This window comes from Streptomyces niveiscabiei (assembly GCF_001419795.1).
Taxonomy (GTDB): domain Bacteria; phylum Actinomycetota; class Actinomycetes; order Streptomycetales; family Streptomycetaceae; genus Streptomyces; species Streptomyces niveiscabiei.
The window spans coordinates 1-10,599 of record NZ_LIRL01000034.1; the positions used below are offsets into that span (position 1 = coordinate 1).

Here is a 10,599-nt window from a genome sequence, read left to right on the forward strand (position 1 = left end):
GCCGAAGAACAGCGTCGTGACCAGCGGCGGCACCTCACCGAGTGCCGGCGCTTCGGGCTCGGGCGAGCCGAGCGCGACGAAGACCATCTCCGGTGACCGCTCGGCCTCGGACCCCGCCGACCCGGGGGGCGGCCCCAGCGTGCCCACGCCCGACGGCGCGGCGGACGAGGAGACCGTATCGGCGGGTCCGACGCCCTCGGCGGGCCCGAGCGGCGGGGTGGTCGACCCCGGTACCACCCCGGGCGCCGAGTCCCCGTCCACCGACCCCGAGCCGCAGCCCGCGGGCTGCTCGTACTACGCGGGCAACGGCCCCGTCGGGCCCGGCGACAGCGGCAAGAAGGTGCAGCAGGCGCAGTGTCTGCTGGTCGCGCGCGGGTACGACGTCGGCGGCGAGAACGGCAGCTACGGGGCGGGCACGGAGGCGGCGGTACGGAGTTTCCAGGACTCGGCGGGGCTCAAGGCGACGGGCTCGGTGGACCGTTCGACGTGGGGAGCGCTGCGTTCCGGTTGACCGGGCGGCGACCTGACACGCAGGTCGTGAAGATCGACCGGGTTGTGTGAAACTTGGACGGCTTGGGCCGAACGATGAACATCGACGATCGCTCGATGCTAAGAATTGGCCAGATCAGATCGAGCCCCGCCCCACCCTGCCCGGACGCGTGACGGCTCGGAACCGAATGGGACGCACTTGCCGAACACCTCAGCCGACGCCCCGGCGGCCGAGCCCCGGAGAGGGCCCGCGCAGAAGCCCGCGCGGACGTCGCTCACCCGCAACTGGCCGGTGGCCAGGCGCCTGCGGGCCGTGCTGCTGATCCCGGTGCTGGTGACCCTGGTGCTCGGCGGGGTCCGGGTGCGGGACTCGCTGGAGACCTGGCGGGCCGCCGACGACGCGGTCCGGGTGGCCGAGCTGGTGCGCGCGGCGAGCCAGTACGCGAGCGACGCGATCAACGAACGGGACGTCTCCGTCGTCCCGTTGCTGAGCGGGCAGCGGGACGCGCCGGTCGTCGCCGAGGCGCGCCGGGTGACCGACGCGGACGCGAAGGCGTTCGCCGAGGCGGTCGAACGGATGCCGCAGGAAGGCCGGTTGATCCGCCGGGTCGCTCTCGTGCGGGCCGGGGAGCGGCAGTTGCCGCAGGTGCGGACCGCCGCGTTCACCGAGCAGACCACCGGCGTGCAGACCGAGGAGAGCTACTACGCCGTCCAGCACCCCTTGATGGAGATCTCCAACGAGCTGGGGTACGGCCGCTCCAACCAGTCGAGTTTCGGCCGTTCCCTGTACGCGATCTCCCTCACGCAGGCCGCCGAGTCGCTGATCCGGTCCATCGGCACCCACCTCCTCGTCGGCGACCGCGACAAGCTCGCGCGCGGCGAACTCGCCGGCCAGCTCACCGCGTTCAGCTCGTACGCCTATCTGGAACAGGTCGCGCTGCGCGAGTACGCGGCGGCCGGCACCCCCGACGACACGACCCGCCTCCAGCAGGCCCTCGCGACGGCGCAGGCGCGCGGGCAGGAGCGCAACGCGCGGGCCGCGGCCGAGGCGAAGGCGGCCGGGCGGACGTACGTGCCGCCGCCGACGATCGCCACGATGGTCGAGCGGATCTCCTCGGGGGCGCCGGTCGAGGACCTCGCGAAGGAGGGCATCACCGCCGAGTCGTTCTTCGCGTCGTCCACGCTCGGCTTCGACGCCTACCGCAGCGTCCAGGTGCAACTGGTGGACAGCGCGCTCACCAACGCCCGGGCCATCGCGGACGACGCGCGCGACGACGCGATCCTGACCGGCGCGGTGGTGCTGGCGGCGATCCTGCTGGCGTTCCTGTTCGCGGCCTGGATGGCCCGCCTCACCAGCCGGGCCATGCGCAGCCTGAGCGCCTCCGCGATCGACATCGCCGAGCACCAGCTCCCCGAGCTGATCGGCAGACTGTCGCAGAACGACCCGCACACCGTCGACCCCCGGGTGACGCCGATCCCGATCACCTCCACGGACGAGATCGGCGAGGTCGCCCGCGCCTTCGACCACGTGCACAGCGAGGCGGCCCGACTCGCCGCCGTCCAGGCGAGGTTGCGGGGGCAGGTGAACGCCATCTTCACCAACCTGTCGCGCCGCAACCAGTCCCTGATCGAGCGTCAGCTCGCGCTGATCGGCGAGCTGGAGGACCACGAGACCGACCCGCAGCAACTGGAGAACCTCTTCCGCCTCGACCACCTCGCCACCCGCGTGCGGCGCAACGGGGAGAACCTCCTCGTCCTCGGCGGGGAGCCGCCGGGCCAGCTGTGGGACCGGCCGCTGCCGCTGGTGGACGTGGTGCGGGCGGCCTCCTCCGAGGTGGAGAGCTACGAGCGCATCGAGCTCGCGGGCGTCCCGGACGTCGAGATCGGCGGCCCGGCCGTCACCGACCTGGTGCACCTGCTGGCCGAACTCCTGGAGAACGCCACGTCGTTCTCGTCCCCGAAGGCGCCGGTGCGGGTGCTGGCGACACGGCTCCCGGACGGCGGGGTCATGGTCGAGATCCACGACCAGGGCATCGGGCTGCGCCCGGAGGACTTCGCGACGATCAACCGCAAGCTCGCCGACCCGCCCGCCCCCGACGCGACCGCCTCCCAGCACATGGGCCTCTTCGTGGTGAGCCGGCTCGCCCACCGCCACGGCGTCCGCGTCCAACTGCGGCCGTCCGCCGCCCGGTCGGGCACGACGTCCCTCGTCATGCTCCCCGCCTCGGTCACCGGCCAGGCGCGCCCCGACACCGACACGCTGACCCTGCGCCGCGCGGACCCGGCCCGGCAGGTGGCCGAGGACCCGTTCGCCGGGTACGAGTCGTGGAGCGACCACACGCCCGCCGACGACCCGCTGGAGAAGGTGGAACGCTCCCGGCTCAGCCCGCGCTGGGGCCGCAGGAAGGGGCCCGCGCAGAAGGACGCCGCGAAGAAGAAGGCGTCCGCGAAAGACTGAGCCAGGCGGGCCGGGGCCCCTCCCCCGAAGGCGGCTCGGATCGAGCCCGTCACACGGGCCGGGGCGTTCCGCGCTCGCCCCGGCCCGCATGACCGTCCGTCAACTCTTCGCGCAGGCCGTGCCGTTGAGCGTGAACGCGGCCGGAGCGCTGTTCGTGGCGCCCTTGCTGGCGATGAACCCGACGGTCACCGAGCCCGCCGCCGGGATGTTCGCGGTGTAGCCGACCGGCTTCACGGTCACGGCCCCGCCGGACTGCGTGGCCGTGCCGCCCCACATGTTGCTGACGGTCTGCCCGTCGGCGAAGGAGAAGCCGAGGGTCCAGTTGCTGATCGCGGTCGTGTCGGTGTTCTTGACGACGATCTCCCCCTGGAAGCCGCCGGGCCACTCCCCCACCGCCCGGTAGCCGACGGAGCAGGACTGGCCGGGGGCGGGCGGGCCCGTGGTCACGTTCACGGTCCCCGACCGGGTGGAGCGGTTCCCGGCGGCGTCCCGGGCGTACACCGCGAACGTGTACGCCGTCGAGGCCGAAAGCCCGGTCACGGTCGCCGAGTTGGTGGTGGACGCGGCGGCCGGCGTCTCCGTGGTGCCGCTCACCCGGACGACGTCGTACGCGCTCACGCCAACGTTGTCGGAGGACGCGGCCCAGGTCAGGGTTGCCGAACTCCCGGTCACCGCCGAGGCGGTGGGTGTGCCGGGGGCGGTCGGCGCCTGGGTGTCGCCGCCGGGTCCGCCGCCGAAGATCGTCGCCTCCTTGGAGGTGCTGACGATGCCGTTGGCGCCGTTGAAGATCCGCTGTCCCCACGAACTCAGGTTGTTCGCGTCGAAGTTGAGGGCGAGGTCGAGGATCGGGTCGGTGTTGCCGCTCCAGCTCCAGGCCAGGTAGCCCAGCTTGAGCTGTTGCGCGGTCGCCATCATCGTGTCCTCGTCGGGGTCGCCGTACTGGTCGGCGGGGCCGCCGAACTCGCCTATCAGCAGCGGGAGTCTGGCGGTGACGAAGGCGTTCAGGTAGTCGGTGATCTCAGCCGCCGTGTCGAACACGCTGTACATGTGGATGGAGAAGATGAGGTTGCCGGTGGTGTCGGCGGCGTACACGGACTGGGCGTTGGCGCGCATGACGCCCTGCCAGTCCTGGCCCCAGTTGGGGGCGTCGACCATGAGGAGGTGCTGGAAGCCGGCGTTGCGGAGTTTCTGGATCGCGGCGATGGTGGGGGCGGTCCAGCCGGCCGGGTTCGTGTTGCCCCAGGGCTCGTTGCCGATGTTGATGGCGATGTAGTCCTCTTGTCCGGCGAGGACGCTCTTGAGTCCGATCCAGTAGTCGGCGGCCTGGTCGAGGGTGCCGGCGGCGGACTCCTCGCCGTAGCCGGTGGTGTCGTGGACCTCCAGGACGCAGATGACGCGGTTGGCCTTGCACTGGGCGATGACGTTCGCGACGTCGGAGGCGGTGTTCGCGGTCCAGCGGTGGCCGTCGGCGAGGACGACGCGGACGGTGTTGGCGCCGAACGCCTTGATGTCGGCGAGGGATTGGTCGAGGCGGGTCGGGTACCAGGTGTGCGCGTGGTTGACGCCGCGCATCACGAAGTCGTTCCCGTTGGACTCCAGCAGGCGGCCGTTGCTGATGTGCAGGCCGGTCGCCTTCACGCGCGGTGCCGCCGCTGCCTGGACGGCGGCCGGGGCCAGCGCGCCGAGCAGGAGGGCTCCGAGGAGAGCGGCCAGCACTTTCCGGAAGAGGGCTCTGGGTGTTCTCACTGCGGCTCCAGTAAGTGAGCGCCAAGAGGTTCAGGCTAGGGACAGAAGAGATGGGAGCGCTCCCATAAACCCACTTGGCCAAGTACACGTCAAGAGAGGCGGCGCAGGCTCATCGGAGCGTGCGCCCCGACCTGCACACATTCGAGGGGACCCACGGGCATATTCCGGCCGGGAGATGGGGATGACCGGCCCCAAGAAGGTCAACACGCCCGAGCGCACGGGACGCGAGCCGGACCGTGCTGCGGGGGACGAGGAGGCGGACGTGAAGAGGATCCAGTTGAACAGGCATCCCCGTGGACCCCGCCGACCGGAGCCGCAGGACCTGCGGACGCCGTCGGGCCGTCCGCTTCCCTACTGACGGCATTCAGCACAGCGCGCCTTCCGAACGCGGCGGCGCGGCCGGGATCGACTCCCGGCCGCGCCGCTTTCCTCTGTGCGGATACGGTCCGACTCCCCCGCAGGCCGGGGCAGTTGGACCCCGTCCCGGTGACGGTCAGGGCGGAGCACGTCGGTCGGGTGCTCCGGCCGTCATGTCACGTCACCGGGACGGGAGCCTGTCTCCGCGCCCCAGCGGCACCCGCGTCGCGCCGTGGCGGGCGCCGGTGGCCAGGGCGTGGGCTTCGAGGTGGGCCTCGATGTACGGGACGGCGACCAGCGGGAGTTCGCCGTCCACGAAGGCGGGCTGCACGTTGACCTCGAAGACGACGCCGCCGTTCTCCACCGCGAGGTCGACCCCGGCGAACGGCAGTCCCACCGAGGCGGTCGCCGCGATCGCCAACTCGGCGAGGCGGGGCGGCAGTCCGTGCGCCCCCAGGTGCACCGGGGTCGCGCCCCGGCAGGTGTTGCACGGCGTGTCGTCCTCGGGCTGGAGGTGCTCGCGGGCGTGCACGATCCGCGAGCCGAGGACGAAGACGCGGAACTGGTGGCGCAGGCCGTCGGCGGTGACGTTCCCCGCGTCGCGCGACAGCAGCCAGTCGGTGTCCTGCCCGGCGTAGTAGGCGGCGGCCTCGGCGAGCCGTTCCAGGCTGTTGACGTGGAAGGTGTCGTTGCCGCCGGTCCCGACGACCGGGCGGGCCCAGGTGTCGCCGCCCAGCTCCTCGAAGGCGCCTTGGGCTTCGTCCCGGGTCGGCCGCGACAGGACGACCGTCTCCATCTGGGCGACGCCGTCGCGCCGGAAGCGCTCCACGGTCAGGTTCTTCTCGGTGGCCGTGCGCCAGGCGTCGGGGCCGGTGCCGAGGGTGACGACGTCGCACTCCTCCAGCAGCCGCTGGAAGCCGGCGAGTTCGGCGCGTCGGTGCGGCGGGATCTCGTAGAGGACCACGACGTCGGGCACGAGGTCGAGGCCCTCCCCGGGAACCCGCAGCCGTAACCGGCCGTCGTCGCGGTCGGCGCGGCCCGCGCCGCCGGTCGCGAAGTGCCGTGAGTCGACGCGGACGGGCGGGGTTCCGGTGAGCAGTTCGACCGCCTCGGCGAGGTAGTCCCGGCAGCCTTCGGGCGACGTGGGGTCGGCGATCAGGGCGATGCGGGGTCGGGACACAGCGGCCTCCAGATGCTCTCGACGCGCGCTCGCGGCGTCGGACGGTCGGCGCCTCGGCGCGTGCGGTGTCACGGGTGGTGCCTGTCGCGCGGGGTGCCCGGGTCCCGTAGGCCGACGGCCGTGGGGGCGCGGGCCCGGGGTGCGGGCCCGGCCGGTCGGGCGGCTGCCAGGGCTCCGGGGCTCGTGCGGGGTGCCCCGCCGGTCCCGCGCCGCAGGGCTGTGGCGCCACAGTAGGCGCCCGGTGCCGGACCGGGCCAGGGCGCACGCGCCCCGGCGCCCTGCCCCTACCCTTGCGCCGGACGCCCCGGCCGTGCGCCCCGCCCCTGTGCCGCGTGCCGTACGGCAACCCCTGAGCCCTGTCCGACCCCAACCGCCCCTTGCCGTACGCCTCTTCGGGCGCATCGGCGCACCATGGGAACTCCTGGAATCCGTCTGCCCGTTCTGCGGCGGAACACGCATGACCGGGTTCACACCGTCCCGTTACGGTGGCCGGGTGACTGCTGTCAGGTCGAGAGGGTCAGCGGGTGTCGAGTCGTGTCACGTGGTCGACGTTCTCCCGGTCCTCGGCGTCCTCGCTGGACCCGGCTGTGAACCAGGCGTCGAGGATCTCCTTGAGGAGGGGCTCGGAGGTGAGGCGCAGGCTCAGTGCGAGGGTGTTGGCGTCGTTCCAGCGGCGGGCGCCGTCGGCGGTGTAGGCGTCGGTGCACAGGGCGGCGCGCACCCCGGGGACCTTGTTCGCGGCGATGGAGGCGCCGGTGCCGGTCCAGCAGCAGACGACGGCCTGGTCGGCGCGCCCCTCGGCGACGTCCCGCGCGGCGGCCTCGGAGCAGACGGCCCACCGGGGGTCGGCGCCCTCGCGCAGCGCGCCGTACGACGTCACGTCGTGGCCGCGTTCCCGCAGTTCGGCGACGAGGGCGCGGGCGACGGGTTCGTCCATGTCGGAGGAGACGGAGATGCGCATGGGGCCAGCGTACTGAGGGGGTTCACCAGTCGTCGCCGAAGGGCAGCTTGTCGAGGTCTCCGTCGAAGTCGGCGAACCCGGGGAGTATCTGCGCCCCGTCGGCGTCGGCGAACCCGGGAAGGATTCCGGAGCCGTCGACCGGCTGTTCGGTCCAGATGCACTTGCCGGTCGCCGTGTACCGGGTCCCCCACCGGTGCGCGAGCGCCGAGACGAGCTGGAGGCCCCGGCCGCCCTCGTCGGTGTCGGTGGCCCGCCGGATGCGCGGCATGGTGAGGCTGCCGTCGAAGACCTCGCAGACGAGGTCGGTGCCGTGCAGGAGGCGCAGGCGGGCGGGGCCGCGCGCGTGCCGTACGACGTTGCCGACGAGTTCGCTGACGAGGAGTTCGGTGGTCGGGATGAGGTCGCCGAGGTGCCAGGCGGTGAGCTGGTCGCGGACGTGGCCGCGGGCCTGTCCGGCGGCGCGGGGGTCGTCGGGGAGCCACCAGGAGGCGATCTGCTCGGCGGGCAGCGCGTGCAGCCGGGCGACGAGGAACGCGGCGTCGTCGGCGGCCTGCTGGTCGGCGGGGAGGAGTTCGGCGGTGAGCCGGTCGCAGAGCCCTTCGAGGTCGGCGGCGGTGCCGTCGCGGTGCGCGGCGCGCAGGAGCCGTCCGAGGTCGGCCATGCCCTGGTCGACCTCGCGGGTCGCGGACTCCACCAGGCCGTCGGTGTACAGGACGAGCAGGCTGCCTTCGGGGACGGCGAGTTCGACGGTCTCGAAGGGCGGCCTCGCGGCGCCGAGCGGCGGGTCGACGACGTCGTCCGGGAAGTGGACGGTCCCGTCGGGGTGGACCAGCGCCGGTGGCGGATGGCCCGCGCGGACGATGGAACAGGTCTGGGTGGTGGAGTCGTACAGGGCGTACAGGCAGGTGACGTAGGAGCGTTCACCCATCGCGCCGACGATGTCGTTGAGGTGGCCCATGATCTCGTCGGGCGGGAGTTCCAGGTCGGCGAGGGTGTGCACGGCGGTGCGGAGCCGTCCCATGGTGACCGCCTCGGACAGGCCGTGGCCCATGACGTCGCCGACGACGAGGGCGACCTGCCCGCCGGAGAGCGGGATGATGTCGTACCAGTCGCCGCCGACGTCCATGCCCTGTCCTGCGGGCAGGTAGCGGGCGGCGGCGGTGACGCCGGGCAGGGCGGGCAGGGCGTCCGGCAGGAGGCTGCGCTGGAGTTCGCGGGAGCGGGTGTGCTCGGCGTCGTAGAGGCGGGCGCGCTCCAGGGCCTGGGCGACGAGGGCGCTGATGGTGGCCAGCAGGGTGCGTTCCTCGTCGGTGAGGCGGCGCGGCCGGTCGAAGGCGACGACGCAGATCCCGAAGGTCTTGCCGGAGGCGGTGAGCGGCAGGAACGCCCACGCCTCCTTCCCGGCGCGCTCGGGCATGCCCGCCAACTGGGGTGAGCGCTCGACGAGTTCGCGTGCGGTGGACAGGAACAGGGGGGTGCCGTGGGTGACGGCGTCCCAGGAGGGGTCGCGCGGGACGCGGCGGCGGCCTTCGACCTCGGTGAGGAAGGTGTCGGGGTAGCCGACGGCGCCGACGTTGTGCAGCCGGTCGTCCTCGATGACCTGGACGAGGAGCCCGGAGGCGGCGAACGGCGGCAGCACCCGGCGGGCGACCGCCTCGACGACGTCCGTGGAGGTGGTCGCCTTGGCGAGGGCCGCCGTCAGCTCGGCGATGCGCGCGGCGCGCCGGGAGGCGGCGCGCTCGCCCGCGCGGCGTTCGTCGGCGAGGCGGCGCTTCTCCGTGACGTCGGTGAAGTACAGCGTGCGCCCGTCGGGGCCGGGGACGAGGCGCAGGTGGTAGCGGCGGCACGTGTCGCTGGGGTGGATGTCGAACTCGGAGGGTCTCTCCTCGGCGGCGGCCTTGCGGCAGCGCTGTTCGAGGCCGGGGACGTACCGGACGGCGGGGACGTCCCACAGGGTGCGGCCGAAGAGTTCCTCCTCGGTGAGGCCGAGGGTGCGCTCGGCCTCCAGGTTGGCGAAGGTGATCCGCCAGTCGTCGTCGACGGCGAGGAAGCCGTCGCTCATGTGCCGCAGGGCGCGGCCGAGGGCGTCGCGGCCGGGCCGGGAGTCGTCGCTGTCCCAGGCCATCCCGATGAGCCGGTGCGGCTCGCCGTCCGCGTGGTACGTCGCCTTGCCGCGCGTGCGGGTCCAGCCCCAGCCGCCGTCCAGGGCGCGCACCCGGTACTCGGCCTCGAAGACGGCGTGGTCGCGGACCGCGCGTTCGGCGAGGGCGAGGGTGGGGGCGAGGTCGTCGGGGTGGACGACGCGGATCCAGCTGTCGATGTGGCCGGTGAAGTCGGCGGGGCGCGTGCCGTACAGCTCCATCGCCGCCTCGTCCCAGCTCAGCGTGCCGCTGGTGAGGTCCCAGTCCCAGGCGCCGACGCGGGCCTGCTTGAGGGCCTGGCGCAGCCGGGCGTGCTGTTCGCCGCGCGGCCGGTGGGTGAGCGGCGGGGCCTGGCCCATGCGTTCCTCGGCCCAGGCGACGAGGGAGCGCAGGTACGACCACTGGGCGGCGGTCGGCTGCCCGGAGTCGCCGGTGAGGAGGGTGAGGGCGCCGATGCTGTGCTCGCCCCGGTACAGCGGGAGGGCGGCGAGGCCGGTGCCGGGCCAGGCGGGGTCGGCGGTGTCGCCGGGGAGCGGGTCCCAGACGCCGCTGCCCCGGTGCAGGGCGCGGGCGGGGGCCAGCGGGCCGTTGTGGTCGACGATCTCCCAGGCGCGGGTGAGGGTGGACGGCAGGCCGGTCGAGGAGACCAGGCGCAGCGGGGTTTTGAGGCCGCGCAGGTGGATCGTGCCACCGAGGGCGCCCAGCTCGGCCACGGCGTGCTGGAGGGCCAGTCGGAAGACTTCGCTCTCCGGGATTCCGGGGCCTACCGTGCCGAGCAAAGCCAACCGCGCGTTCATGCTGAGAACCTTATCGTTCACGTCTCGGACGAAAGCGTGCTTCGCAGAATTCTCACCGGTCACGGGGGGTTGGCGCCCTGCGGAGGGCAACCTCCTTGCCGTTCCGGGGGCTTCGGGCGGCGGCTTTCAGAGGGTGCCGTCGTACAGGCGGCGTTCGACCGGGGTACGGAAGCTGGCGCGGACGCGGGTGTCGCCGAACCACTCCTGGAGGCGTTCGGTCTCCGCCGTGACGGCCGCCGCGCTGATCCCCTTCTCGAACAGGTGGGTGGCGATCTCGCCGTCCGGGCGCTGGGACCAGACGCCGACGACCCTGCCGTCCCACCAGACCGTCGGGCCGATGTTGCCGTTGGTGTCGAACAGGTCTGCCGTCAGGGCGGGTTGGAGGTACCAGTCGCGGTGCCGCCAGCCCATGGGGGTGGCGGCACCGCGACTGGTACCTCCAACCCGCCCTGACGGCAGACCTGTTCGAC

8 protein-coding genes are annotated in these 10,599 nt (G+C 73.0%); 3 read left to right on the forward strand and 5 right to left on the reverse strand.

Annotated features, from left to right (window positions below; genetic code table 11):
* Positions 1–511, forward strand: a 511-nt coding sequence (locus tag AOK24_RS45320; protein WP_206191132.1) for a peptidoglycan-binding domain-containing protein, incomplete at its 5' end; no start/stop codon positions are given.
* 270 nt (positions 512–781) lie between these two features.
* Positions 782–2,947, forward strand: coding sequence for a sensor histidine kinase (locus tag AOK24_RS02400; RefSeq protein WP_055718379.1), 2,166 nt, complete (start codon positions 782–784; stop codon positions 2,945–2,947).
* A gap of 99 nt (positions 2,948–3,046) precedes the next feature.
* On the opposite strand, the gene AOK24_RS02405 is transcribed toward AOK24_RS02400, so the two are convergent.
* On the reverse strand, positions 3,047–4,693 hold the full coding sequence (locus AOK24_RS02405) for a cellulase family glycosylhydrolase (RefSeq protein ID WP_055718374.1): 1,647 nt from the start codon (positions 4,691–4,693) through the stop codon (positions 3,047–3,049).
* A 181-nt stretch (positions 4,694–4,874) separates the two neighbouring features.
* Between AOK24_RS02405 and AOK24_RS48295 the strand changes: the two genes are divergently transcribed.
* A complete protein-coding gene (locus tag AOK24_RS48295) occupies positions 4,875–5,051 on the forward strand; it encodes a hypothetical protein (protein ID WP_159051772.1) in 177 nt (58 codons plus the stop codon).
* Between the two features lie 180 nt (positions 5,052–5,231).
* Here the strand turns inward: AOK24_RS48295 and AOK24_RS02410 are convergent, their stop codons facing one another.
* The 4 genes from AOK24_RS02410 to AOK24_RS02425 all read right to left on the reverse strand — a co-directional run.
* Complete coding sequence (locus tag AOK24_RS02410; protein WP_055718375.1) at positions 5,232–6,230, reverse strand: ATP-grasp domain-containing protein; 999 nt, start codon at positions 6,228–6,230, stop codon at positions 5,232–5,234.
* A gap of 517 nt (positions 6,231–6,747) precedes the next feature.
* Complete coding sequence (locus tag AOK24_RS02415) at positions 6,748–7,191, reverse strand: RpiB/LacA/LacB family sugar-phosphate isomerase (RefSeq protein WP_055718376.1); 444 nt, start codon at positions 7,189–7,191, stop codon at positions 6,748–6,750.
* Positions 7,192–7,213: 22 nt separating this feature from the next.
* Entirely contained in the window at positions 7,214–10,129 is a 2,916-nt protein-coding gene (locus AOK24_RS02420) for an ATP-binding SpoIIE family protein phosphatase (protein WP_055718377.1), read from the reverse strand.
* 126 nt (positions 10,130–10,255) lie between these two features.
* Positions 10,256–10,599 (reverse strand): DNA glycosylase AlkZ-like family protein (locus AOK24_RS02425; RefSeq protein ID WP_167376796.1); only part of this gene is annotated, 344 nt, incomplete at its 5' end.

What these genes read in the sequence shown, in the direction of transcription:
- AOK24_RS48295 (WP_159051772.1), top strand. Translation starts at nt 4,875, where the DNA reads ATGACCGGCCCCAAGAAGGTCAACACGCCCGAGCGCACGGGACGCGAG.
- AOK24_RS02415 (WP_055718376.1), bottom strand. Translation starts at nt 7,191, where the DNA reads ATGCGCATCTCCGTCTCCTCCGACATGGACGAACCCGTCGCCCGCGCC.
- AOK24_RS02420 (WP_055718377.1), bottom strand. Translation starts at nt 10,129, where the DNA reads ATGAACGCGCGGTTGGCTTTGCTCGGCACGGTAGGCCCCGGAATCCCG.